The organism is Sphingosinithalassobacter tenebrarum, from assembly GCF_011057975.1.
GTDB lineage: Bacteria > Pseudomonadota > Alphaproteobacteria > Sphingomonadales > Sphingomonadaceae > Sphingomonas > Sphingomonas tenebrarum.
In genome coordinates this window covers 1,639,585-1,664,244 of the sequence record NZ_CP049109.1, presented here as the reverse complement: position 1 = coordinate 1,664,244, position 24,660 = coordinate 1,639,585, and the positions used below count along the sequence as shown (strand labels likewise).

The following is a 24,660-nucleotide window of genomic DNA, read 5'->3' as shown; positions in this document are numbered from 1 at the left end:
GTGGGCCTGCCCACAGGTGCCACCCGAAGAAATGCCCACCCCTAGCCCCTCCCGCAAGCGGGAGGGGAATGAGGTAAGAAAATGAACGAACTGACCAATTTCGCGAACCCGGTGGCCAAGCCGGAAACCTTCGACCAGATCCAGATCGGCATCGCGTCGCCTGACCGCATCCGTTCCTGGTCGTTCGGCGAGATCAAGAAGCCCGAGACGATCAACTATCGCACGTTCAAGCCGGAACGTGACGGCCTGTTCTGCGCGCGCATCTTCGGTCCGATCAAGGATTACGAATGCCTGTGCGGCAAGTACAAGCGCATGAAGTATAAGGGCATCGTCTGCGAAAAATGCGGTGTCGAAGTCACCGTGTCGAAGGTCCGCCGCGAACGCATGGGCCATATCGAACTCGCAGCGCCTGTCGCGCACATCTGGTTTTTGAAGTCGCTGCCGTCGCGCATCGGCCTGCTGCTCGACATGCAGCTCAAGCAGCTCGAGCGCGTGCTGTATTTTGAAAGCTACATCGTCACCGAGCCCGGCCTGACCCCGCTCGAAAAGTTCCAGCTCCTCACCGAGGACGAACTGCTCGACGCGCAGGACGAATATGGTGAAGACGCCTTCTCCGCCGGCATCGGCGCCGAGGCGGTCAAGGTCATGCTCATGGACCTCGACCTCGAAGGCGAGCGTGAGGACCTGCTCAAGGAACTGGCCGAGACCAAGTCCGAGCTGAAGCCCAAGAAGATCATCAAGCGGCTCAAGGTCGTCGAAAGCTTCATCGAATCGGGCAATCGCCCCGAATGGATGATCCTCGAAGTCGTGCCGGTCATTCCGCCCGAACTGCGCCCGCTCGTCCCGCTGGACGGTGGCCGTTTCGCGACGTCGGACCTCAACGACCTCTATCGCCGCGTGATCAACCGCAACAACCGCCTCAAGCGGCTGATGGAGCTGCGCGCGCCGGACATCATCGTCCGCAACGAAAAGCGCATGCTGCAGGAATCGGTCGACGCACTGTTCGACAATGGCCGTCGCGGCCGCACCATCACCGGTGCCAACAAGCGTCCGCTCAAGTCGCTGTCAGACATGCTCAAGGGCAAGCAGGGCCGCTTCCGTCAGAACCTTCTGGGTAAGCGCGTCGACTATTCGGGCCGTTCGGTCATCGTGACCGGCCCCGAGCTCAAGCTGCACCAGTGCGGCCTGCCGAAGAAGATGGCGCTCGAGCTGTTCAAGCCGTTCATCTACGCCCGTCTCGATGCCAAGGGTCTCTCCATGACCCTCAAGCAGGCGAAGAAATGGGTCGAGAAGGAACGCAAGGAAGTCTGGGATATCCTCGACGAAGTCATTCGCGAGCACCCGGTGCTGCTGAACCGCGCCCCGACGCTTCACCGCCTCGGCATCCAGGCGTTCGAGCCGGTGCTGATCGAAGGCAAGGCGATCCAGCTCCACCCGCTCGTCTGTTCGGCGTTCAACGCCGATTTCGACGGCGACCAGATGGCCGTCCACGTTCCGCTGAGCCTCGAGGCGCAGCTGGAAGCGCGCGTGCTGATGATGTCGACCAACAACATCCTCTCGCCCGCCAACGGCAAGCCGATCATCGTGCCGTCGCAGGACATGGTGCTGGGTCTCTATTACCTCTCGATGGAGAAGGAGAACGAGCCCGGCGAAGGCATGATCCTGGGCGATATGGAGGAAGTCCATCAGGCGCTGTTCAACGGCGCGGTGACGCTTCACACCAAGATCACCACCCGCGTCCCGCAGACGGACGAGGAAGGCAATGAGTATATGCAGCGCGTCGAAACGACGCCGGGTCGTATGCTGATCGGTGAAAAGCTGCCCAAATCGCACCGCGTGCCGTTCGAAACGATCAACCGCCTTCTCACCAAGAAGGAAATCGGCGACGTCATCGACACTGTCTATCGCCACACCGGCCAGAAGGAGACGGTGCTGTTCGCCGACGGCATCATGACGCTGGGCTTCCAGCACGCGTTCCGCGCCGGCATTTCGTTCGGCATGGACGACATGATCATCCCCGCCGCGAAGGAAGGGCTGGTCGAGGAAACCCGCGCGCTGGTGAAGGATTACGAGCAGCAGTATCAGGACGGCCTGATCACCCAGCAGGAAAAGTACAACAAGGTGATCGACGCCTGGAGCCGTTGCGGCGACCAGGTGGCCGGCGCGATGATGGACGAGATCAAGGCGGTCAAGAAGTTCGAGGATGGCCCCGATGCCGGCCGCGAAAAGCCGATCAACTCGATCTACATGATGGCGCATTCGGGTGCCCGTGGTTCGCAGGCGCAGATCAAGCAGCTTGCCGGCATGCGTGGCCTGATGGCCAAGCCGTCGGGCGAGATCATCGAAACCCCGATCATCTCGAACTTCAAGGAAGGCCTGACCGTTCTTGAATATTTCAACTCCACCCACGGCGCGCGTAAGGGCCTGGCGGACACGGCGTTGAAAACCGCGAACTCGGGCTATCTCACGCGTCGTCTGGTCGACGTGTCGCAGGACTGCGTCATCATGGAAGATGATTGCGGCACCGAACGCGCGCTGGAAATGAAGGCGATTGTTCAGGGCGGCAGCACCATCGCCTCGCTCGGCGAGCGTATCCTGGGCCGCACCACGGCTGAGGATGTGGTCGACAGCAAGACCGGCGAAGTGGTGATCCCGTCGGGCACGTTGCTCGACGAAGCGATGGTCGCGCAGATCGAGGCCGTTGGCGTTCAGGGCATGAAGATCCGCTCGCCGCTGGTCTGCGAAGCCAAGATCGGCGTGTGCGGCAAATGCTATGGCCGTGACCTCGCCCGCGGTACGCCGGTGAATATCGGCGAAGCGGTCGGCGTCATCGCGGCGCAGTCGATCGGGGAACCGGGCACGCAGCTGACCATGCGTACCTTCCACATCGGCGGCGCGGCGCAGCTCAACGAGCAGTCGAACCTCGAAGCCCCTGTCGACGGCAAGGTCGAATTCCGCGACGTGCGCATGATCATGGATCAGCGCGGCCGCCGCGTGGTTCTGTCGCGCTCGGCAGAGCTGGCGATCCTCGACACCGAGGGCCGCGAGCTGGCGGTGCACAAGATTCCGTACGGTGCGCATGTGCTGTTCGACGATGGTCACATCGTGACCGCCGGCGACCGCATGGCCGAATGGGATCCGTTCACTGCGCCTGTGATCACGGAAAATCCGGGTACGGTGAAGTATCAGGACCTGATCGACGGCAAGACGCTGACCGAGCAGGCCGACGAAGCGACGGGCATCACCCAGCGCGTCGTCACCGATTACCGTGGTTCCGCCCGCAGCAAGGAAGACCTGCGTCCGCGCCTCACCCTGACGGGCGACAGCGCGGAAGAAGCCGGCCGCTACATGCTGCAGCCGGGCGCGGTGATCAGCGTCGAGGATGGTGCGACGGTCCAGGCCGGTGACGTGCTTGCCCGTGTTGCCCGCGAGTCCGCAAAGACCCGCGACATCACCGGCGGTCTGCCGCGCGTCGCCGAGCTGTTCGAAGCGCGCAAGCCCAAGGAAAACGCGATCATCGCGAAGGTCTCGGGCCGCGTCGTGTTCGGCAAGGACTATAAGGCCAAGCGCAAGATCGGCATCCAGCCGGAGGACGGCGGCGACGTCGTCGAATATCTGGTGCCGAAGTCGAAGGTGATCGACGTTCAGGAAGGCGACTATGTCAAGCGTGGCGACAACCTGATCGGCGGCAGCCCCGATCCGCACGACATTCTGGAAGTCCTCGGCATCGAGGCACTGGCCGAATATCTGGTCAGCGAAATCCAGGAAGTCTATCGACTGCAGGGCGTGAAGATCAACGACAAGCACATCGAGGTGATCGTTCGCCAGATGCTGCAAAAGGTCGAGATCACCGAAGCCGGCGACACCACGCTGCTTCCGGGCGAGCAGGTCGATCGCGACGAAATGGACAAAACCAACGCCAAGCTGGCTCCGGGCCAGATGCCGGCACAGGGCAAGCCCGTGCTGCTCGGCATCACCAAGGCTTCGCTGCAGACGCGTTCGTTCATCTCGGCGGCGTCGTTCCAGGAAACCACGCGCGTCCTCACCGAGGCCGCGGTGCAGGGCAAGCAGGACACGCTGATCGGCCTCAAGGAGAATGTCATCGTCGGCCGCCTCATCCCGGCGGGTACCGGCGCGGGCATGAACCGCATGCGCATCGCCGCATCGTCGCGCGACGCGGCGCTGCGCGCCCAGCAGCGCAAGCTGCAGGAAGCGCTGATCGCGCCCGAAAGCGCGGCGGCCGAGCACGAAGCCGAACTGGCGCAGGATCCGAACGACGCGCGCGTCACTTCGGATGCGCTGGAAAAGGTGGAAACCTCCGGTCACGGCACCGACGAAGACGCGGGCGATTACCTCAACAAGGAATAATCGCCGGCGGCTGACGCCGAAAAGGAAAGGGCCGCCTTCCGAAAGGAGGGCGGCCTTTTTCGTTGGCGGCTATGCCCCTGCACCACGCCGCTGTGCGGCGCGGCCCCCTCCGTGAGCGAGCTCGAGGGAATGACGCCACCCAACTCTCTCCCCTCGGGGGAGAGATACGAAGGCTTGCGAGCTTGCTCGCTATCCGAAGTTGAGAGGGGCAGCCCCCAGGCGCAACCTACGCCGCCTTCACATGTTCGCGGAACTGGCGGAATTCGGTGTCGATCGTCGATCCTAGCACTTTCGCCATTTCCGACAGCGACTGCGCGGCGCTGCGCAGTTCATCGGCTGAGGTCTGCGTGGACCCCGTCGTCGCCGACAGCCCGCGAATGCGTTCGTCGAGCCGGTACGAGGTTTCCGCGGCATCGGCAGCGCGTTCGCTCAGCTCGGCGGTCGCTTCGGATTGCTGATCGACACTGTGCGACACCGCATGGGTGGCGTCTTCGGTACGGCGGATCGCATCGGCAATCGTGGACATGCCGCCGACCGCTTCTTCCACCGCACGGGTTATGTCCTCCACGCGCCGCATCACGTCGGTGGCGGCATGGTCGGTCTGCTTGGCGAGCTGCTTCACTTCGTTCGCCACCACGGCGAATCCCTGCCCCGCTTCGCCAGCGCGCGCGGCCTCGATCGAAGCGTTGAGCGCGAGCAGGTTGGTCTGTTTGGCGACCGACTGGATGAAATCGACCACCGAGGAAATCGACTGCGCACTGCCGCGCAGTGAATCGATCAGCTCGGTGCTGTTCGATCCCGATCGCGCCGCTTCCACGGTGATTGCGCGCACCCGCGCCCAGCCGATCCAGAGCAGCAGCACGCCGGTAAGCGCAAGCACCGGGCTATGCCCCTGGATGCGCACCGGATTGCCCTGGGCATCGAACTTGCCGATGCGCGGACCAAGACACAGCACCGCCGCAAGTGCCGCGACGCCGCCGATGACATGCACGACAGTCGATCCCGCGAAATCGACGAAGCCGCGCGCTTCGAGCCATCCCTGCCCGGTATCGGCGAGCAAACCGCCCCATGCCCAATGCCCTGCGATCGGATAGACGATCGCGGAAATCACGACAGTACAGACCAGATAGCCGGTGAAGCGCATCCGCTCCGCCACCGCGCCCGACACGATGGTGCTGGCGGTGCCGCAGAACATCACCTGAAAGATGAAGAAAGTGAGCGTCGAAGTGTCGGTGAACCCGGCCAGCGCCAGCCGGCTGCTCCAACCGATAAAGCCGAATTGCGACGCGCCGAACATCAGCGCGAATCCGACCAGCGCATAGCAGAGCGTGGTCACGACGAAATCGACCAGATTCTTCATCGCGACATTGATGCTGTTCTTCGAACGCACCGTCCCCGCCTCAAGGAACAGGAAACCGATCTGCATGAAGAAGACGAGGATGCCGGCGAGCACCAGCCAGCCATGATCGAAGGCGGTCTTGTCGGCTTCGATCCATCCGGCATGCGCCGGAGGCGCCGCTATCGCAGTTGCGAAGAGCATTGCCACAATCGAAATCAGCCGCGTCATCCCGTGCCCCCCACCGTCGGAAGCAGCATCACTAACCTTGATTAGGTTTATGCCGCGTAAACCGTTCGGCGGTGCAACAATCCCCGTACAGCCGTCAGAAATGGACTGTCCGCGTGCCCAGCCGCGCGGCTTCCTCACGGTCATGCGTGACCATCAGGATCGGCAGCCGCATCGCGTCGCGCAGACGTTCGATCACGCGCATCACCTCCTCGCGCCGCGCCGGGTCGAGCGAGGAGAGCGGCTCGTCAAGCAGCAGGAACCGCGGATCGGAAAGCAGCGCACGCCCGATCGCCACCCGCCGCGCCTCGCCGCCCGACAGCGTTCGCGGCCAGCGATCGAGCAAATGGCCGATGCCGAGGAAATCGATACGGTCGAGAGATAAACCGCTCCCCTCCCCTCGTTCGGGCTGAGCCTGTCGAAGCCCTGTCCTTTCGTCTTCGTTTCGTACGCAGGAAGGACCGCGCTTCGACGAGCTCAGCGCAAACGGCGGCTTGGGGAGTGCCTGTCCATACAGCAGATTATCGCGCACCCGCATATGCGGGAAAAGCCGCGCCTCCTGAAACACCACGCCGCCGCGCCGCGCTTCGGGAGGCAGGTTCACGCCGGCAGCGTGATCGAACAACGTTCGCCCACCGACCCGGATATGCCCCGTGTCGGGCCGCAACAGCCCCGCAACCATATGCAGCACGCTCGTCTTGCCCGCCCCCGAGGGGCCGAAAAGCACCGTCAGCCCCTCGCCCACCTCGATTCGACAGGCGATGTCGCGCTCGCCCCGGCGCAGCGTCACATCGAGGTCAAAGGACATGCAGCCCCCTGCCCGCCCGCCGCGCCAGCAGTTCGGATCCGATCAGCGCGGCAAGCGCCAGTACCACCGACACCGTTGCCAGCTTCGCGACCGTCGCGGTGCCGTCGGGAAGCTGCAGTGCCGAATAGATTGCCAGCGGCAGCGTCTGCGTCTGTCCCGGCACGTTCGAAACGAAGGTGATCGTCGCGCCGAATTCGCCCAGCGCGCGCGCGAAGCCGAGCACCGCTCCCGCCAGCACGCCGGGCAGGCTTAGCGGCAGCGTGACTGTGGCGAACACGCGCCACCTGCCTGCGCCCAGCGTGCGCGCCGCTTCCTCCAGCCGCCGGTCGACTGCCTCGATCGACAGCCGCATCGCGCGCACCATCAGCGGCAATGCCATCACGCCCGCCGCGATTGCCGCGCCGGTCCAGCGAAAGAGCACGGTGCCGCCGAACAGCGCCTGCGTAACGGCACCCACCGGCCCCGATGGCGCGAACAGCAGCAACAGCAGCCAGCCGGTGACGACCGGCGGCAGAACGAGCGGGAGGTGGATGACTCCATCGAGCAGCACCTTGCCGCGAAACCGCCCGCGCGCGAGCAGCCAGGCCAGCGCGAAGGCGATCGGTATCGTCGCGACGATGGCGACACCCCCCACCCGGAGCGAAAGGGCGACGATGGTCCAGAAGGCGGCGTCCGACACCGCGTCAACCCGCCAGCGGCGAGAAACCGAAGCGCGCGAAGATCGCGGCGGCTTCCGGCGAAAGCAGGAAATTGCGAAACGGCTCGGCATCGGGGCTGGTCGATGCCTTCAATCGCGCAAGCGGATAGCGGATCGGCGGATGGCTGTTTTCAGGGAAGGTCGCCAGCACCCGCACCTTGTCCGATGCCGCCGCATCGGTGGCATAGACGATGCCGAGCGGGGCCGCGCCGCGCTCGACCAGCGCCAGCGCGGCGCGGACATTCTCCGCGCGCACGACATGCGGCGCAACGCGCTCCCACTGATGGAGATGTTCCAACGCGGCCTTGCCGTAGCGCCCCGCGGGCACGGCATCGGTGTCGGCCATTGCCAGCCGGTCCCCGGCCCGGACCAGCGAAGCGACATCATGGCCCCCTGCGCGTTCGGGCGGCAGTTGGAAATCGGCGCGCGCGATCAGCACCAGCCGGTTGGCAAGAAAGGTGGCGCGGCTTTCCGGCACGATGGCACCGCGCTGCTCCAGATCGTCCATCCATGCCTCGTCGGCCGAAGCGAACAGATCCGCCGTCGCACCGCTCGCCGCCTGTCGCGCCAGCGCGGAGGACGCGGCGAAGCTCAATACGGGGCGCGGATGCCCCTTCGCGGCCCAGGCATCGGCAGCGGCGCCCATCGCTTCCTGCAGACTGGCGGCAGCGAGCACCACGGGGGCTGCGTCCCCGCGCGGCGCCCGCAGCATCGTCACCCCGACCAGCGCCGCGACGAGCAGCGCCAGCACCCCCCAAAGCAGGGGCCGGCGTGAAAGGAAACGCGGCATCAGGCGGCCGCCCACCGACATGCAGACATCGCTCCGGCATAGCCATGCTGTATCCCGCTGTATATAGCTTGGCGATCAACGAAAGGAGGCGCGCATCGCCCGCCTGAAGCTGAAGATCCAGATCTGTGCCGGCGATGAAATCGCGTTCGGCCCCGGCAAGGCGGCGTTGATCGCGGCGATCGGCGAAACCGGGTCGATTTCGGCGGCGGCACGCACGCTGGGGATGAGCTATCGCCGGGCCTGGCTGCTGGTCGATACCTGCAATCGCTGCTTTGCCGCACCGCTGGTGACGACGGTGCGCGGTGGCGGCGCATCGGTAACCGACGAAGGAAAGGCCGTGCTGGCCGCCTATCGGCAATTGTCGGAGCGCGCGGCCGGGCTGGCCGAAGGAGCCGCCTATCGCCGCATTGCGGACGCGCTCAAATCGGACTGAACGGAGCGCCGACCGGCCCGTCGTCGGGGCGCCCCAGCGCACTGGCGGTGGGACGCCTGGCTTCCGGGTCGGCACCATAGGCGCTGTCGAGCTGTTCATAGTGGCGCCGGTTGACGCGCAGCCGGCATGCCTCGGCATTGACCGACAAGCCGCATTCGCGAAGCTCGGCGCCCCAGCGCTGGCGCTGTTCGGTCAGCGAAATGCGATCGAACCCCCGTGTACTGTCGATCAGGTCGCGATAACGGTGGGCGACCTGCCTGCCGACCTTGGCCGCGCCGTCGACCGCGCAGTCATATCGCGGTCGGCTGCCCGGTATCGTGGCGCTGCACAGCGATCCATAGTCGACGATGTCGGATTCGAAATCGGCTTCATTGGGAACCAGCGCCGCTTCGGGCACGAAGCCCGGCGATCCGTCACGCTCGCGCACGATCCACACCCAGGTCACGCCTTCGGCATCGACGCTGGTGCCGCGACCGATCACATTTTCGTAAAGCGAAAGGCGTGAGACCAGCGCGAAATCCTGGCCCGGGCCGTCACGCAGGTCCGCCGTCAACTTGCCGTCGCCCGGCAATACCAGAAATTCGCGCCCTGTTTCGAACGTATCGATCTGCGCATCGGCGGCGCGCCCGTCGATCGTGCCGGTAGCCGATCGATCCGCCGCCGCCTGGAACTGCGCGGCGGACGCCTCGCCATCGGCGATGCCGCCGGCCCGCAACGGCAATGCGATCCATTGCTGCCCGATCAGCACGGTCCCCAGCAACAACACCGCGAATATCGCCGCCATCCCGCCAAGGGCGCCGGAACGTCTGCGCCGATGCGCGCGCAACGGGATTCCCTTGCCCGGATGCGGCATCCGCCGCAGCGCGACCGCCTGACCGGGACGCGGCCGCGTCGCACCGGCCGGGCGCGCCATCGCGGTGCGTCGCGGCGGACGGCGCGGCGCGCTCTGGGCCGACGCCTCGATCCGCGCGTCATGCGCGCAAAAGCCGCACCCCATCCCGAAATGCGCATGTTCCTTCGGCTTTGCCGGGCAGGGAACGAGCTGCGAGATCAGCGTGTCGAGATGATCGCGCCATTCCGCCGCGTCCGGCCGCGCCTGCCCGGGCATGAAAGCGCGGTCGAACAGCGACCGCGTCGCCCGGCGAAAGGATTTGTGGATGCTCGCCGCACTGGGCACGACATCGTCGGGCGGCGATGCGCCATAGGGATAGAGCCCCTTGAGGATGCGCGACTGGATATCGGCGGGTTGCGCCGGCGTGCCCGGCGCCGCCTTGCCGGCAAAGGGATGGACGCCGTTGTTGAGCAGCTGGAAGATGATCACCGCGAGCGCGAACTGATCCTGCGCCTCGCCCAGCGCGGCTGGCTCCTGTTTCCAGCTTTCGGGTGCGATATATTCGTCGCTCACCTGCTCGGCGGGAATGCGTCCCTCCGACCCGGCGATGCTGAATCCGTCGGTATCGACCACCGCCATCCAGCTGACCGCGGGATAGAAGCGCAGATTGGCGGGCTTCATGTCGATCATGTGGTGGCCGGCGCGGTGCAGCTCGGCGAACACCGAGGCCAGGTTGCGCGCCACCAGCACGCGATAGCCGTAATAGTCGGACAGCTTCTCGACGCGGCGGCTGTTCTTCTGCAGCAGATTGACGAGGCTGGTCGAGCGCCGGAAATCGATCTCCGGCATCAGAAAGCCGATGAAGCGCCGCGCCTTGTCGTAGAGCTTGGCCTCGGGCCAGGCGATCTGCGGATAGCGGACGCCTTCGTGCACCGCAGCCGAAAGGTCCGGCGGGTTGGCCAGCATCCGGTCGATCTTCGCTTCATAGCGGCGGCATTCGGCCTCGCCATGATAGATTTTGGCGGCCGATCCGGGCATTTCGGGAATCGAATAGACCTTGCCCGCCGCGCCTTCGCCGAGCAGCTTGCCCAGCCGCAGCGGGCGCTGCTTCGCCCCCGTGCCCAGATAGATTTCGCTCATGGCCCGGCCACCTGTGCCCAGACCAGCGTCTTGTCATCCGATGTCCGTTCGCGCACCGCGCCGCTGTCCAGCGTCGCGCTCAGCGCCTCCTCGCCTTCCTCGCGGGTCGCGCCGGCAAGATAGCGGCCGATCGGGCGGAAAAAGGGCATGAACGGCTCATGCCCGCCCGGCCGCGCGGAAAGCGCGAGATCGGTAACGCCGTCGGTCATGACGAATATCGTATCATAGCCGCCGTCGATCAGCGAAAAGCGCAGGTTCGTCCGCCAGTCCGGTTCGGTGTAGAAATAGGTCGTGTCGGCATATTCGCCGTTACTCGGCGCCGACAGCTGCCAGCGTTCGCCGTCGCCGCCGATCGCGAGCGCCGCGCCGTCGCCGATATGGAAGAACAGCCCGCCCTGGCGCGGCAGCATCACCGCGCCAACCAGCGTCGCGTGAAACGACTCCAGCCCCACGCCCGCTTCCGCACCCTGTGCCCGCGCCGCCTCGCGCGCGTCATGCACGCCCTCGCGCACCGCCCGGCACAGGCCCAGCAGCCCGGCGCGCGTGCCGGTCTTGCGGACGCCGGCGGACAAATGCCGGTCGAGCCGCGCGACCAGCCGATCGCACAGCAGCGCTGCGCCCTCGCCGCCATATTCCGCCGAACCGGCCCCATCCGAAACGATCGCGATCAGCGCGCCTGATTGCGCGACGTGCAGCCGGTGCCGATCCTGACAGGGCGTGCCGGTTTGAACATGCGACGGTCCGGTAATCGAGCTTCCCGCCACCCGCCAGGCAGGTGTCGCCAGCATCAGTCGCTCCGGCCCGGCACCACTGCCCAATCCTGCGGCGCCGCCATCTGGATATTGTCGCTGGGCGCGGATTTCGATCCGGCCCGCGCCGAACGGCTGAGCCAGAGGAAGAATTCGCGAAAGGCCAGTCCCTTGAGCGCCAGCGGGCTGCGCTGCGAAAACCGGCCGAGCTTGTCCATATTGGCGTCGCCCACGCCGACGCAGAACGCCGACACCCGGCCCGATTCCTCGGCTGCACGGCATTCGGCGGCGGCGGCTTCCCAATCGGGATCGGTCGGTTCGCCGTCGGTCAGGATGAACAGCCAGGGGCGGTTATAGGGAATGCCGTGATCGCGATAGCGATCCTTCTCGTCCTCGATTTCCTCAAGCGCGCGGCGCACCGCCAGGCCCAATGGCGTCATGCCATTGGCTTCGATCTCGGGCGCTTCGAATTCGATCGCGTCGGTCCAGTCGGTGACGACTTCCACATCCTGCGGCGCGCCGACGCGCAGCACCATGATCCGCACCCGCTGGCGCGCGACGTCATCGGCCTTGAGGTCTTCCTCAAGCAGCCGCAGTCCGTCGTTCAGAGCGCCGATCGCATTGTTCTGGGACATGGACGTGGACCCGTCGAGCACCACGACGCACGGCAGACGCTGGCTGCTGTTTTCAGCAAGCGCCACGTCAGGTATCAAATTCACTAGCCCCTCCGCTTACGCACGCACGTTACCCGCGACCCGGAACAACGGCGTTCCCCTGTGTAAAACACCCCATCTGCCCGCAAACGACCGGCCGACCCGTCCGCCCGGCGGCATCACCGGAGCGTACCGCAATTCGCCCGGCAAAGGCAAAGTCAGAATGGCCCTTTCGCCTCCGCCGTGATTTCAGGCGTTTACGCGCCGACATCCGGGCTTCATTCGATCAACTGGCCTGTCGAAACACCCGGCGCAACGCGAAGGCGAGCAGCGGCGGCCAGAGCGCGAAATTGAGCAGGATCATCAGCAGCCCGAAATCCTCGGGCCGCATCGCCTCGATCCTCTGTTGCCAGAGATAGAGCGGCCGATCGCCGTCGTCCGCCAGTTCCCACTCGTCGCGCACACCAAGGCCGATCAGCGGAATATGCGTGCGCAGCCCGATCGAGGCGGCGTCCCAGCCATTCCATTGCCGCGGCACATCGGAAACCTCTCCCCCATGCTGCTTGATCTCCTCGAGCAGCGTGGGAGAAAAATTGCGCGCGTCGGTGTAGACGCCGGTGAAACCGATGGCGAACAAGGCAAGGATCGGCACCAGCAGCCGGGTCGGCGCAGTGCCATACCCAATGCCCAGATCCCACAGCAGCGCACGAAACGGTGAAAAGAGCCAGCGCAGGACCCAGGAGGGGCCGAACCGCTGGCTGGCACGGCGCGCACGATATCCGCGCCGCATCATGCTGCGATAGATGCCGTCGGCGGCGTCTTCATATCCGCCCTTGCGCAGGAACTGCTCGATCGAGAGATAGGAGGAACTGCGAAACTGCGGATCGGAATTCAGCAGCGCGCGATACAGCTTCAGGCGTTTCGCATCGGTTTCGCCCAGCCGCCAGATGCGCACGTCGATATCAGAGAGAGTCAGCGGCACCGGAAATCCCCTGTGCCCGTTCAGGCCAAGGAAGATCATTTCGTCGATGCGACATCCGTCGAGGCAGAGGCCGGAACGTTCGGGATCGGCCTTGCGCGACTGGAAGCTGCCGTCGGCGACGACGAGCGTGTTGATCGTCGACCCGCGCAAGTGAGCGGATCCGGGAATTTCGGCCTCCCTGCGGAAACACTCGTCACGCCATGTGACTTCGCGCGCGAGCAGGAACTCGCCGGTGACGCTGCAATCGTCCGCAGTCAGGCGCCCGTAATTATGGCCTTCCTCGATCTCCTCCCCGGTCGCGCGAAGCACCAGCCCGGACAAGTCGATATCGTTCGAAACCTCGACCATCGACATCGAGAACTGCCGGACCGACGTGTTGGGGCCGGCATCTTCCGCGCGTTCCGCGCGCGCGCGCTGCAACAGCGACCTGACTTTCTCGACGCCCGCCTCACGCTTGATGGCATCGTCGAGCAGCGAGACGGCGGACCGACACAGCACGTCACCCGCGATCGTGGCATCGTCGAGCGACACCGCGCCGTCGGCCAGCACATTGGTCAGCTGGCAATCGCCGCCGATATCAGCGCTCCGGCAGTCGATGTCGCCGACGACACGGGTGCCGGAACCATCGAGCAGCCCCGACCAGAAATTGAGATGGCTACCCATCGTCGCATTACGGAAACTGATGCCGCTGTCTTGATGGTTTCCGGTGATCTCGACGTCGTTCAACGACGCCCCGCGCTTGATCGTGGCGCCGCCTGCGTCGATAGCAGCCGCCTTCAGGCTGAATGCACCGGCACCCCAATTGCTTTCCGAACCGATGGTTATCGCGAGTTGGGTGGCGCTGCTCGAAAATAGCTGCAGCGCCCCGGAAAGAATCGTCGATTCCAGCTGCACATGACCACGCACATCGGATGCCGCCAGATTGAGATCGCCGCCGATGCGTGTCGGCTCGCCCCACTTCTCGCCGTCATATTCCTGTACAGCGCCAGAGATGAAGATATTGCCTCCGACATCGATCGACCACATCAGGCAGTTGCGGAGCACCTGGAGGCCTTCAAAGGCAATATTGCCCGCGATCCGGGCGTTCTGCATTTCCAGGTTGCCGCGGACGAAGGTCAGCGAACGTTCGCGCGCATCGGATCGATTGGCGAAAATCACATCGCCATCGCAATGTAGATTTGCGCAATCGAGCATCCCGAAGATCTGGGCGCCACGCAGGTGAATGCTGCCGTTCACGCTGGCCGAAGCAAAGGAAGCGCTGCCGTGCACGCGCAACGAGACGGCCTTCAGCATGCCGCCCACGTGGATCGCTTCGGCGGAAAGCTGCTGATCGACGACCTTCCAGTCATATCCGCTGGGAGCAAGGCGCCCGAGCGCATGGACCTCCACCTTGTCGAGCACGAGATTGCCGTCGATCCGGCAATTGTCGAGCCTGAGCGTCCGCAGGAAGACGCACCCGGCAAGATCGAGCGAACCCCGGATACGCGCATTGCTGAGATCGACCGGGCCTTCAAAAGTGACATTGAGCAACTGCAGCCTGCCCGGCCACTCATTGCCCGCAAAGCTGACTTCACCGGTGACCGTGACTCGCTCGAGTTCGTCGAGTGCCTTACGGCCGAGACGCTCCTTGAATTCAGCCGCGCTGATCGCGCGCTTCAGACCCTCCATGCCAGCGACCTCGGTACATAGACGAAGATCGAATCCTCACTCACCGTGCGCGGCACAATGGGAAGCCGCTGTCCGACCTCCTGATCATCGATCATCCAGACGATCCCATCGCCGCGCACCAGGAAGGTGGCATAAAAGGGATCCCGGTCCACCACGATCATTGCCGTGGCCAGAAACCAGTCGTTTCCCTCGTCGTCCTTCACGGGTACGCCGTCGCGATTCCAGACACATACCGGATCGATCAACTTGGCGAGTTCGTCCCGGCTGCGTGTACTGACCCCTTTCCAGTAGAGCTCGTCGACATCCTCGACCACCGCGTAGATCCCGCGATCCCCCGCGAGGTGACCACTGAAGAAATCGACATAGCCGGGCACGGAATCGGCAGTCAGATGGACGTCGAAACGTTCCCGCAGCACATGCAGGGGAACGGAGGTCCATCCCATCGCCTCGATCCAGTCGTCATCGTCCGACAGATCCGCCGACATCAGAAAGCGCGCACGACGCGGGCGGCTGCCGCGACGGTCGAGCATCTCGATCAGAATCGCCCCCGGGCAAAAAGGCAACGGCTTTGCCGTGATGGTGGCATCTTCGGCGGAACGCGGCGGATCAAAGCCCAGCATGCCGGCCTCGGCGCGACGGAAAAAAGCCTTGCACAGCGCCGCCTCCTCCGTCGCTGCCGCCTCCCGCGAGAACAAGGTGCGCCACGCGGCATTCGCCTCGCGTTCGGCGCGATTGGCTTCGCCGCGCTTGCGCACCGCCGCGATATCGTCATCGAGATTCTGCTTCAGCCGCTCGACAAGCTCGGCCTGCGGGTGGCTCGGATGCAATGTGAGGCCGGCGGGGAATATGCGTTCCACATCGGACTGAACTTTCGAGAACATGGGATGGGCTTCGGCATCGAAGTCCGTCGTCTTGCGCCAGTCCAGCCCGGCTTCGCCGACCTGTCGACACGGTCCTTTCGCCGCGACTCTTTCGGAAACAACGGAAAGAACGTGACCGCGCTCGACCGGCCAGCTGGCCAGACTGCCATAATTCTCGTCGAACCCACGCGCCGCATCGATCGGCCGAACGGTGTTCGGCCCAACCAGTGCAAAGCCCAGGAGCGCGCCGTCATCATCGGTCCATCCCATCTCCCAGAGCTGCAGCTCCTGCGCGGTATCGAGCACGAAGCGATGCAGCGTCTTCGGCATGCCGAGCCCGGAAGGCGCCGAATCCCGCAACAGCGCCAGGGCCGCGGCACGCCGCGCCCTGAACGCTTCATCGAGCTCGATCGCTTCCCACTGTTCCGCCAACGGAGTCCCCCTCTCCTGTTGCCTGTCCGTTAACTGCTAACGGACTGGCGGCGCGTGGCAAGGCAGTGGTTTCGGCAAACTGCTCCATCCTGGCATGGTTATGGTCCGGCGCGGTGAAGCCGGCAGGCCTTCACCTAGCTCTCGTCGCCCATCCGCAATGCAGCGATAAAGGCTTCCTGGGGGATGCTGACATTGCCGTATTCGCGCATCCGCTTCTTGCCTTCCTTCTGCTTTTCCAGAAGCTTGCGTTTGCGGGTGATGTCGCCGCCATAGCATTTGGCGGTCACGTCCTTGCGCAGCGCGGCGATCGTCTCGCGCGCGATCACCTTGCCGCCGATCGCCGCCTGGATCGGGATCTTGAACAGGTGGCGCGGGATCAGGTCCTTCAGCCGCTCGCACATGTGCCGCCCGCGCGCCTCGGCCTGGCTGCGGTGGACGATCATCGCCAGCGCGTCGACCGGCTCGTTGTTGACCAGGATGTTCATCTTGACCAGGTCGCCCGCGCGCAGCCCGATCTGCTCATAGTCGAAGCTGGCATAGCCGCGGCTGATCGATTTCAGGCGATCATAGAAATCGAACACCACTTCGTTGAGCGGCAGTTCATAGGTGATCTGCGCGCGCCCGCCGACATAGGTGAGGTCCTTCTGGATGCCCCGCCGATCCTGACACAGCTTCAGGATCGCGCCGAGATGTTCGTCGGGCACGTAAATGACCGCCTTGATCCACGGCTCCTCGATTTCCTCGATCCGGTTGGGATCGGGCATGTCGGCGGGGTTGTGCAGTTCGATCACCTGCGCCTCGGCCTCGCCCGCCGCCTTGGAAAGCTGGAGGCGATAGACCACCGACGGCGCCGTCGTGATCAAGTCGAGGTCATATTCGCGCGTCAGCCGCTCCTGAATGATCTCGAGGTGCAACAGCCCCAGGAAGCCGCAGCGAAAGCCGAAGCCCAGCGCCGCGCTCGTCTCCATCTCGAAACTGAAGCTCGCATCGTTGAGCCGCAGCTTCGAAATGCTCTCGCGCAGCTTCTCGAAGTCATTGGCATCGACCGGGAACAGGCCGCAGAACACCACCGGCTGCACTTCCTTGAAGCCCGGCACCGGCGTGGCGGTCGGCTTCTTCGCATCGGTGATCGTGTCGCCGACCATCGTCTGCGCGACTTCCTTGATCTGCGCCGTCACGAAACCGATCTCGCCCGGCCCGAGTTCGCCCAGCTGCGTCAGCTTGGGCCGGAAACAGCCGACGCGATCGATCAGATGCGTCGTCCCGGCCTGCATGAACTTGACCTGCTGGCCCTTTTTCAGCACGCCTTCCATCACGCGGACCAGGATCATCACGCCCAGATAGGGGTCGTACCAGCTATCGACGAGCATCGCCTTGAGCGGCGCGTTCGCATCGCCGCCCGGCGCGGGAATCCGATCGATCACCGCGTCGAGCACTTCCTCGATCCCGATGCCGGATTTGGCGCTGGCAAGCACCGCGTTCGACGCGTCGAGCCCGATGATATCCTCGATCTCCGCCTTCACCCGCTCGGGTTCGGCGGCGGGCAAATCGATCTTGTTGATCACCGGAATGATCTCATGGTCATGCTCGATCGACTGATAGACGTTCGCCAGCGTCTGCGCCTCGACTCCCTGCGCGGCATCGACGACGAGCAGCGCGCCTTCGCACGCGGCAAGGCTGCGCGAGACTTCATAGGCGAAGTCGACATGCCCCGGCGTGTCCATCAGGTTGAGCGTATAGCCCTTCCACTCCAGCCGCACCGTCTGCGACTTGATGGTGATCCCCCGCTCGCGCTCGATATCCATATTGTCGAGCACCTGCTGCGACATCTCGCGCTCGGTGAGGCCGCCGGTACGCTGGATCAGGCGATCGGCAAGCGTAGACTTGCCATGATCGATATGGGCGATGATCGAAAAGTTACGGATCTTGGAACGGTCAGTGGACATCGCGCGCGCTTAGCAGGGGTGTGAGCGCTTGGGGAGAGGGATTGGTGGGGTGTGGGATGGTTGGGGGTTGGGCCGGGAGCAGAAAGTCCGGTCCTAGGAATTTAACTCCGGGAAGCTGCCATTCGGAAACACACCTGCAAGCGGACTCGCCGAACGCGTCCTGGGTTGAGTGCGAAGCGGTGGTACGGACGATATGAACTGGCGGACTATATATCCGCCATTTTTGCCGTGCTTCTGCCAGCGTTGATTGTGTAGTATCGAAAGGCGATGACGGACGACATTGAATATTTGGCGAATTACAAGCCAAACCAACTTTACACCTATCCAGCGCGCAAGGGGGCATTCGCGACGATTGTGGCCGAAAGCGAAGAAGATTTAGGCGAAGTCGAAATCACGTCGCGATGCAAACTCGCAGTGAAAGCCTTTTACGTTTCCGAACGCAAAGATTTTGGTTCGCTCAAAATCACGAAGCTTCGCTATCACAAACGATTTGGTTGGCAGGATGATGGCCATATCCAAGTGAATTACTGCCAAGCGGCGCAGATGGCGCAGCTTCTATCAATCATTTCACACCTAGATTTGTCGGAAGCAACGAAAGCTAGGGTGTCGCTTGATAATGTCGATGTTGCATCGCTTGTCATGCTTCTAGGAACGGACAAAGGCGCGTCCATTGTCAAAGAACTAGCCGAAACTCCGTCGCTACCGCACGATATTTACGCCGTAGCCGCGAAGCGACAGGCATTAGTCGAATTTGAGGCGATGCTTGGCAAAAGCCATAAGGAAACGGAATGGCAAGCCTATTTCGAACGCAACCCTTGGATATTCGGCCATGGCTTAAACTACATCTTCTTAGATAAAGTTGGACCGAAGCTAGAGACGAAAACGACCGGCAGCGCGTTCGACACACCCGGCAAAACTGCCGACGCACTCATGCGAACGCGCGCCGAAATCAGCCAATACGTGCTTGTTGAGATTAAGAAGGATTGGACGGACCTTTTGCAGAAAGACACCTACCGTTCGGGGTGTTGGGCTGTGTCTAGCGAACTTTCCGCCGCCGTCACGCAAGCGCAGAAAACGACATTTCAGTTTGCCCACAATCGCCTTCGTGACGTGCTGAAGGATACCCATGGGAACGACACCGGCGAACTAGCGTATTCCGTTGAACCCCGTAGCTATTTGGTCATTGGAAACATGACCGAGTTAATCGGAAACGACGACAAAGTGGCGTGCTTCGAACTTTATCGCCGAAACACCCGGTCGCCTGAAATCATAACGTTCGATGAACTTTATCAGCGGGCACGTTGCATCGTCGAAAACCTTAGCTCAGAAATTGAAGCGGAAACGCAAGCCGAACCTGAAGAACGTGCCGTCGGGGACGACTACGGTGTTGCAGCGTATGAAAGCGGGGACGACATACCGTTCTAGTCTTCCACATGTTCCCGATATGTGCCAGCCTTTAGGTATGGCAGACACGTTATCACCGAACACGGTTTGGGTTGAAGACCCCGACACTGGCGAACCGCTGATTGTTGAACGCGACGACGAATATGTTCGTATCATTCGCGAGTTCCATCAAAACGAATGTCAGCACATTGAAACCGAAGTTCGGCGAATTGAATTGTCGAATGGGGCAATTCAGGTTCGCGATTGCTGCACATTTTGTGGAAGTGGCGTCGGGCTAGCGAAGCCGCAAAAGAACAAAACTTGGGTCAATTCGCTTCCTTGGGCGGACCCGGCGCTAGTCAATTCTTACCAAAACCGGCGGAATGCCGAACACAACGCTGCGCTACTCGCACTTGCCCGTAAACAATATGCCGAACGTGGTAGGTTCACCGAAGCTTACACGGCGTATCTGAAGTCGGACGCTTGGAAGGCGAAGCGGGCGCTAGTGCTAAAGCGGTGTGGCGGCGTTTGCGAGGGGTGCGGCACCGCCGAAGCGACCGAAGCGCACCACATGACCTATGACCATCTGTTCAACGAATTTTGTTCGAACTGTTGGGGCTTTGCCATGATTGCCACGAACGCATCACCGCGGAAAAACGGGCGCGTTGGGGCATCACCGACGAAGGTTCGGACGAGGATTATGGCGAGTCTGAAGCCGAAGACATTTTTTGACGGACCGTCGCCACAGCGGTAAAATCTCGCCAAATCTATCCCCTTCAGCCTGTGGGGCGGGTTGTGGGACGGCGCAACCATCCTTCAAGAAAAGCCGTAATATCAACGATTTATGAAGGAAGGTGGCGGAAACGGAGGAAGTCATACTTTTATGACTGCTCTGCCGCATCACATTACCAACGACGAACGACCGGGATTGAGGCGCAAAGCAGCCACCAATACCCCCTGTCCTACAACAACCGTTCCTGCTACGTTCCACCCCATGTCCGTCGCCGCCCCGAAGCCGTCCCTTCGCACGCCGCTCCCTCGCGCGCGCGTGTACGCGCGAGCGCGCGCACGCGTGTTGCGTTGTGACTCACTGCGAACTTTGCACGTAAAACTGCGGTTTTTGCCGAAACGGCTTGTTCCGGCCCGCGCACGGGTTAGGCTGGCGGGAAAAGGCTCGGTTTGCCGGTGGGAGTGCCCCGCTCGCGGGGACCAAAACCTCCGTTTGGCCCCGGACTTGATCCGGGGTTGTCGAAGCCCTGTTCTGCCTTCTTCCAGCCTTGGAAAAAGAAGAACAGCCCCCCTCGACTGCCTGCCTGCGGCAGTCGCTCGGGACAGGCTTCGACAAGCTCAGGGCAAACGGTGGTTATGATGGCGAACGGCGGAAGCATAACGGACCGCGCCGCGTGAAGGAGAGAGAAGGCCATGCGCCATATCGCAGTGATCGGCTCCGGCCCGGCGGGTTATTACACCGCAGAGGCGTGTCAGAAGGCGTTCGGCGAGGATTGCCGGATCGACGTGATCGATCGGCTTCCCGTCCCCTTCGGCCTGATCCGCACCGGCGTCGCGCCCGATCATCAGTCGATCAAGAATGTCTCGCGCCGCTATGAGGCGGTCGCGCTGACCGACAATGTCCGCTTCGTCGGCAATGTGACTTTGGGCGAGGATATTTCGGTCGCCGAGCTGCAGGATCTGTACGACGCCGTCGTCCTCGCCACCGGCGCCCCCGCCGACCGCGAAATCGACATTCCCGGCAGCGATTTGCCCGGCGTGGTCGGTTCGGCGGCGTTCGTCGGCTGGTATAACGGGCATCCCGATCATGCCGATCTCGCCCCCGCGCTGCACGGGCCGGGCGCGGTGGTGATCGGCAACGGCAATGTCGCGCTCGATGTCGCGCGCATCCTTGCCAAGAGCGAGAGCGAGTTCGACGGGTCGGACATCGTCCAGCACGCGCTCACCGCGCTGCGCGCCGCGAAGATCGACACAGTGACGTTGCTCGGCCGCCGCGGGCCGCAGCAGATCGCGATGACACCCAAGGAGCTGGGTGAGCTGGGCAACCTCGCGCGCGCCGCGCCGGTGGTCGATCCCGCCGATTTCCCCCCGGTGGAAAGCGACGACGCGCTCGATCCGGGGCAGCGCAAATCGGTGACGCATCTGCGCGGCTATGCGGCGGCGGGCGTGCCGGCGGACAAGCCGATCCATATCGTCTTCGATTTCTTCGCGCGCCCGGTGGAAATCCGCGGGGACGGACAGGTCGACAGCGTGGTGGTGGAACGCACGCGGCTGAATGCCGATGGCCGCGCCGAGGGCACCGGCGAAACCTATGAGATCCCGGCGGGGCTGGTGGTGAGCTGTATCGGCTATCGCACCCCCGCCATCCCCGGCGTGCCCTATGACGAGCGCCAGGGCCGTTTCGCCAATGACGAGGGGCGCGTTTCGCCGGGCCTCTATGCGGTCGGCTGGGCGCGGCGCGGGCCGACGGGCACGATCGGCACCAACAAGCCCGACGGCTATGCCATTGCCGAGAAGATCGGGGCGGATATTGCCGGCGGCAGCGGCAAGGCCGGGCGGCCGGGACTCGATTCGCTGCTGGAAGGGCGCGGGGTGGATATGGTGACGTTTCGCGACTGGCAGAAGATCGACACCGCCGAAGTCGCCGCCGCCCGCGAAGGCGCCCCGCGCGAGAAATTCACGCGGATCGACGCGATGCTGGCCGCGCGCGACGATGCTGCGAAATAACCCGCATGGAAGCGCTTGCGCAGTGCCGCACGCCCCGTTATAGGCCCCGCTCCAAGCTCAAGCCGGTTCGCTCCCGAAGCGTTTTGTGAACCGGACTCCGTCGGGGAGTAGCTCAGCCTGGTAGAGCACTGTGTTCGGGACGCAGGGGCCGGAGGTTCGAATCCTCTCTCCCCGACCATTTTCTGCGGAAATGCCGCCCCGCCCTAGCCGCGATCGAGCTTCAGCCCGCGCAGCCGCAGCGCGTTGCCGATCACCGATACCGAGGACAGGCTCATCGCCGCCGCCGCGATCATCGGGCTGAGCAGCAGGCCGAATACGGGGTAAAGCAGCCCGCCCGCGATCGGAATGCCGAGCGCGTTATAGCCGAAGGCGAAGAGCAGATTCTGGCGGATGTTGCGCGTTACGGCGCGCGACAGGCGGCGGGCGCGGACGAGCGCGGTCAGCTCGCCCTTCACCAGCGTGACGCCCGCGCTTTCCATCGCGACATCGGCGCCGGTGCCCATTGCGATGCCGATATCGGCGCGGGCAAGCGCCGGCGCATCGTTCACGCCGTCGCCCGCCATCGCGACCACGCGGCCTTCCTGCTGCAACCGCGCGACGGCGGCGTCCTTGTCCTCGGGCAGTACCTGCGCGATCACATCGTCGATGCCGAGCTTCGCCGCGACGGCGCGTGCGGTCGTCTCGTTGTCGCCGGTCAGCATGACGATGCGCAGCCCTTCGGCATGGAGCGCGGCGATTGCCTCGGGCGTCGTCGGCTTGATCGCATCGGCGACTACCACCATCCCCGCCGCCGCGCCGTCGACCGCGACGAACATGGCGGTCGCGCCGTCGCCCCGCGCGGCCTCGGCATCGGCTTCGAGCGCGGCGATATCGGCGCCTTCCTGTTCCATCATCGCGGCATTGCCGATCGCGACGCGGCGGCCGTCGATCGTGCCGGTGACGCCCTTCCCGCTCACCGACGCGAAATCGGCGACGGGCGCGATCGTCAGCCCGCGGTCCTCGGCAGCTTCCGTGATCGCATGGGCAAGCGGATGCGCGCTCGATGCCTCGAGCGACGCCGCCAGCGCGAGCAAGTCGTTTTCCGCCATGTCACGTGCCACTACCGACCGCAGGCTCGGCTTGCCCTCGGTCAGCGTGCCGGTCTTGTCGACCACCAACGTATCGACCGAAGCGAGCCGTTCGAGCGCAGCGGCGTTCTTGATCAGCACGCCCGCCTGCGCGCCCTTGCCGACGCCGACCATGATCGACATCGGCGTGGCGAGCCCCAGCGCGCAGGGGCAGGCGATGATCAGCACCGAAACCGCCGCGACCAGCGCGAAGGCAAGCGCGGGCGGCGGCGCGGCGAACGACCAGACGATGAAGGCGATCACCGCGCAAGCGAAGACCGCGGGGACGAACCAGGCGGCGACTTCGTCGACCTTGCGCTGGATCGGCGCCTGGCTGCGCTGTGCCTCGGCGACCATCTGGACGATCCGCGCGAGCATGGTTTCGGCGCCGACCTTGGTCGCGGTCATCACGAAGCTGCCGTCCCCGTTGATGGAGCCCCCGGTGACGGCGTCGCCCGCCGCCTTTTCGACCGGAATCGGTTCGCCGGTCAGCATCGATTCGTCGACGCTGCTCGATCCTTCGATCACATCGCCGTCGACCGGCACGGCCTCGCCCGGCTTGACGCGGAGCCGGTCGCCCGAGCGCACTACGTCGAGCGGGACCGTGCGTTCCTTGCGGTTCTCGACCAGATGCGCGGTCTTGGGTGCGAGGTCGAGCAGCGCCTTCAGCGCCGATCCGGTCTGTTCGCGCGCGCGCAATTCGAGGAGCTGGCCGACGAGTACGAGCGTCACGATCACGGCGGCGGCCTCGAAATAGAGGCCGACGCCACCGTCGGGCCCGCGAAAGGCGGGCGGGAAAATCTGCGGCGCGAGCACGCCGATCATCGAATAGGCCCATGCGATGCCGGTGCCGACCGCGATCAGCGTGAACATGTTGAAATGGCGGCTGAGGATGCTCTGCCACCCGCGCACGAAAAAGGGCCAACCGCCCCACAACACCACCGGCGTCGCCAGCACCAGCTCGATCCAGTCGAGCGTGCGCCCGCCGACCCATGTCAGCGTGCCGGGCGCGAAGTGCCGCAGCATCACCATCACGAACAAGGGCGCAGTAAGCACCGCCGATCCGATGAAACGGCGGCGCATGTCGCGATATTCCTCGCTCGGTCCCTCCATCGGCGTGAAGGTCTTGGGTTCGAGCGCCATGCCGCATATCGGGCAATTGCCCGGGCCGATCTGCTCGATCTCCGGGTGCATCGGGCAGGTGTAGACGACGTCTTTCGGCCCGCTATCCTGCGGGCGCTGCGCGACGTCGAGATAGAGTTCGGGACGCGCCACGAATTTCTCGCGGCATTTGGCGGAACAGAAATGATAGTCGGCGCCCGCATGATGCGCATGATGTTCGGTCTTTGCCGGGTCGACGGTCATGCCGCAGACCGGGTCGGTCACGGTGCCATCCGCCGGCGCTTCATGATTGCCATGCTGGTGGTGGTGACAGTCGGACATGCGGGACTCCGGTGGATTACTAAGCGGTGGGTCGTTGCAAAGCTGGGGTCGCGGGCCTAGTTTTGCCAGT

Annotated in this window: 16 protein-coding genes and 1 tRNA gene; 6 read left to right on the top strand and 11 right to left on the bottom strand. The window is 64.0% G+C overall.

Annotated features, from left to right (window positions below):
- Positions 1-81 precede the first annotated feature (81 nt).
- Positions 82-4,368, top strand: coding sequence for a DNA-directed RNA polymerase subunit beta' (gene rpoC / locus G5C33_RS08165; RefSeq protein WP_165326763.1), 4,287 nt, complete (start codon positions 82-84; stop codon positions 4,366-4,368).
- Positions 4,369-4,594: 226 nt separating this feature from the next.
- Here rpoC and G5C33_RS19490 read toward each other — a convergent pair whose 3' ends face one another.
- The 4 genes from G5C33_RS19490 to modA all read right to left on the bottom strand — a co-directional run bounded on the left by G5C33_RS19490 (position 4,595) and on the right by modA (position 8,248).
- Positions 4,595-5,935, bottom strand: coding sequence for a methyl-accepting chemotaxis protein (locus G5C33_RS19490; RefSeq protein ID WP_206518658.1), 1,341 nt, complete (start codon positions 5,933-5,935; stop codon positions 4,595-4,597).
- A 94-nt stretch (positions 5,936-6,029) separates the two neighbouring features.
- Positions 6,030-6,740, bottom strand: a complete 711-nt coding sequence (locus G5C33_RS08155) for an ATP-binding cassette domain-containing protein (RefSeq protein ID WP_165326762.1) — start codon at positions 6,738-6,740, stop codon at positions 6,030-6,032.
- Positions 6,730-7,419: a molybdate ABC transporter permease subunit gene (gene modB, locus G5C33_RS08150; protein WP_228275239.1), complete on the bottom strand. Its 690-nt coding sequence runs from the start codon at positions 7,417-7,419 to the stop codon at positions 6,730-6,732. Before modB ends, G5C33_RS08155 begins: the two co-directional genes overlap by 11 nt.
- A 4-nt stretch (positions 7,420-7,423) precedes the next feature.
- Entirely contained in the window at positions 7,424-8,248 is an 825-nt protein-coding gene (modA, locus tag G5C33_RS08145; RefSeq protein ID WP_228275238.1) for a molybdate ABC transporter substrate-binding protein, read from the bottom strand.
- Positions 8,249-8,321: 73 nt separating this feature from the next.
- Between modA and G5C33_RS08140 the strand changes: the two genes are divergently transcribed.
- Positions 8,322-8,660: a winged helix-turn-helix domain-containing protein gene (locus tag G5C33_RS08140; RefSeq protein WP_165328763.1), complete on the top strand. Its 339-nt coding sequence runs from the start codon at positions 8,322-8,324 to the stop codon at positions 8,658-8,660.
- Here the strand turns inward: G5C33_RS08140 and G5C33_RS08135 are convergent.
- The 6 genes from G5C33_RS08135 to lepA all read right to left on the bottom strand — a co-directional run bounded on the left by G5C33_RS08135 (position 8,647) and on the right by lepA (position 17,922).
- On the bottom strand, positions 8,647-10,632 hold the full coding sequence (locus G5C33_RS08135) for a hypothetical protein (protein WP_165326760.1): 1,986 nt from the start codon (positions 10,630-10,632) through the stop codon (positions 8,647-8,649). The two genes, G5C33_RS08140 and G5C33_RS08135, sit on opposite strands and share 14 nt — an antisense overlap.
- Positions 10,629-11,420: a PP2C family serine/threonine-protein phosphatase gene (locus G5C33_RS08130; RefSeq protein WP_165326759.1), complete on the bottom strand. Its 792-nt coding sequence runs from the start codon at positions 11,418-11,420 to the stop codon at positions 10,629-10,631. The genes G5C33_RS08135 and G5C33_RS08130 overlap by 4 nt, the downstream gene beginning before the upstream one ends.
- Positions 11,420-12,100: a vWA domain-containing protein gene (locus G5C33_RS08125; protein WP_206518657.1), complete on the bottom strand. Its 681-nt coding sequence runs from the start codon at positions 12,098-12,100 to the stop codon at positions 11,420-11,422. Before G5C33_RS08125 ends, G5C33_RS08130 begins: the two co-directional genes overlap by 1 nt.
- A 220-nt stretch (positions 12,101-12,320) precedes the next feature.
- Positions 12,321-14,684 carry a pentapeptide repeat-containing protein gene (locus G5C33_RS08120; protein WP_165326758.1) on the bottom strand — a complete coding sequence of 788 codons (2,364 nt, stop codon included), beginning with the start codon at positions 14,682-14,684 and terminating at the stop codon, positions 12,321-12,323.
- Positions 14,672-15,976 carry a hypothetical protein gene (locus G5C33_RS08115; RefSeq protein ID WP_165326757.1) on the bottom strand — a complete coding sequence of 435 codons (1,305 nt, stop codon included), beginning with the start codon at positions 15,974-15,976 and terminating at the stop codon, positions 14,672-14,674. The genes G5C33_RS08120 and G5C33_RS08115 overlap by 13 nt, the downstream gene beginning before the upstream one ends.
- A 134-nt stretch (positions 15,977-16,110) precedes the next feature.
- Positions 16,111-17,922, bottom strand: a complete 1,812-nt coding sequence (gene lepA / locus G5C33_RS08110; RefSeq protein WP_165326756.1) for a translation elongation factor 4 — start codon at positions 17,920-17,922, stop codon at positions 16,111-16,113.
- A gap of 267 nt (positions 17,923-18,189) precedes the next feature.
- Between lepA and G5C33_RS08105 the strand changes: the two genes are divergently transcribed.
- The 4 genes from G5C33_RS08105 (at position 18,190) to G5C33_RS08090 (ending at position 22,219) form a co-directional block, all read left to right on the top strand.
- Positions 18,190-19,347: a Shedu immune nuclease family protein gene (locus G5C33_RS08105; protein ID WP_165326755.1), complete on the top strand. Its 1,158-nt coding sequence runs from the start codon at positions 18,190-18,192 to the stop codon at positions 19,345-19,347.
- A 37-nt stretch (positions 19,348-19,384) separates the two neighbouring features.
- Positions 19,385-20,059, top strand: a complete 675-nt coding sequence (locus G5C33_RS08100) for a hypothetical protein (RefSeq protein ID WP_165326754.1) — start codon at positions 19,385-19,387, stop codon at positions 20,057-20,059.
- Between the two features lie 668 nt (positions 20,060-20,727).
- Positions 20,728-22,041 carry an FAD-dependent oxidoreductase gene (locus G5C33_RS08095; protein ID WP_165326753.1) on the top strand — a complete coding sequence of 438 codons (1,314 nt, stop codon included), beginning with the start codon at positions 20,728-20,730 and terminating at the stop codon, positions 22,039-22,041.
- A gap of 101 nt (positions 22,042-22,142) precedes the next feature.
- Positions 22,143-22,219: transfer RNA gene (locus G5C33_RS08090), tRNA-Pro, on the top strand.
- Between the two features lie 25 nt (positions 22,220-22,244).
- On the opposite strand, the gene G5C33_RS08085 is transcribed toward G5C33_RS08090, so the two are convergent.
- Positions 22,245-24,590 carry a heavy metal translocating P-type ATPase gene (locus G5C33_RS08085; RefSeq protein WP_165326752.1) on the bottom strand — a complete coding sequence of 782 codons (2,346 nt, stop codon included), beginning with the start codon at positions 24,588-24,590 and terminating at the stop codon, positions 22,245-22,247.
- Positions 24,591-24,660: the final 70 nt, after the last annotated feature.

Excerpts from the sequence above, each read along its gene's own strand:
- rpoC (WP_165326763.1), top strand. The coding sequence starts at position 82 with ATGAACGAACTGACCAATTTCGCGAACCCGGTGGCCAAGCCGGAAACC.
- G5C33_RS19490 (WP_206518658.1), bottom strand. The coding sequence starts at position 5,935 with ATGACGCGGCTGATTTCGATTGTGGCAATGCTCTTCGCAACTGCGATA.
- G5C33_RS08155 (WP_165326762.1), bottom strand. The coding sequence starts at position 6,740 with ATGTCCTTTGACCTCGATGTGACGCTGCGCCGGGGCGAGCGCGACATC.
- modA (WP_228275238.1), bottom strand. The coding sequence starts at position 8,248 with ATGTCGGTGGGCGGCCGCCTGATGCCGCGTTTCCTTTCACGCCGGCCC.
- G5C33_RS08135 (WP_165326760.1), bottom strand. The coding sequence starts at position 10,632 with ATGAGCGAAATCTATCTGGGCACGGGGGCGAAGCAGCGCCCGCTGCGG.
- G5C33_RS08130 (WP_165326759.1), bottom strand. The coding sequence starts at position 11,420 with ATGCTGGCGACACCTGCCTGGCGGGTGGCGGGAAGCTCGATTACCGGA.
- G5C33_RS08120 (WP_165326758.1), bottom strand. The coding sequence starts at position 14,684 with ATGGAGGGTCTGAAGCGCGCGATCAGCGCGGCTGAATTCAAGGAGCGT.
- lepA (WP_165326756.1), bottom strand. The coding sequence starts at position 17,922 with ATGTCCACTGACCGTTCCAAGATCCGTAACTTTTCGATCATCGCCCAT.
- G5C33_RS08105 (WP_165326755.1), top strand. The coding sequence starts at position 18,190 with ATGACGGACGACATTGAATATTTGGCGAATTACAAGCCAAACCAACTT.
- G5C33_RS08100 (WP_165326754.1), top strand. The coding sequence starts at position 19,385 with ATGGCAGACACGTTATCACCGAACACGGTTTGGGTTGAAGACCCCGAC.
- G5C33_RS08095 (WP_165326753.1), top strand. The coding sequence starts at position 20,728 with ATGCGCCATATCGCAGTGATCGGCTCCGGCCCGGCGGGTTATTACACC.
- G5C33_RS08085 (WP_165326752.1), bottom strand. The coding sequence starts at position 24,590 with ATGTCCGACTGTCACCACCACCAGCATGGCAATCATGAAGCGCCGGCG.